At 55.6% G+C, this 313-nt stretch carries 1 protein-coding gene; it reads left to right on the top strand.

What is annotated here, in order from left to right:
* Nucleotides 1-313, top strand: a 313-nt coding sequence (locus tag Q4563_RS18385; protein ID WP_303605535.1) for a DNA gyrase C-terminal beta-propeller domain-containing protein, incomplete at both ends; no start/stop codon positions are given.

Genomic DNA, 313 nt, shown 5'->3' with positions numbered 1-313 from the left:
TCCGGGAAGAGCTGGAAGCCATTCGGGCAGAGTATGGCGATGAGCGCAAGACCGAAATCATGGCGGTGAAGCGCGACCTGAGCATGGCTGACCTGATTCCGGAAGAGGATCTGGTGCTGACGCTGTCCCACAGCGGTTACGCCAAGACCCAGCCAATTGATGCCTATCAGGCCCAAAAGCGCGGTGGTAAAGGGCGTTCTGCCACGTCAGTAAAAGATGAGGACTTCATCGAACACCTGTTAGTGGTGAACAGTCACGATACCGTGTTGTGCTTTACCGATGCGGGCAAGGTGTACTGGCTGACGGTGTACAA

The organism is Gilvimarinus sp. 1_MG-2023, from assembly GCF_030548285.1.
This window is presented reverse-complemented; position numbering and strand designations above follow the sequence as displayed.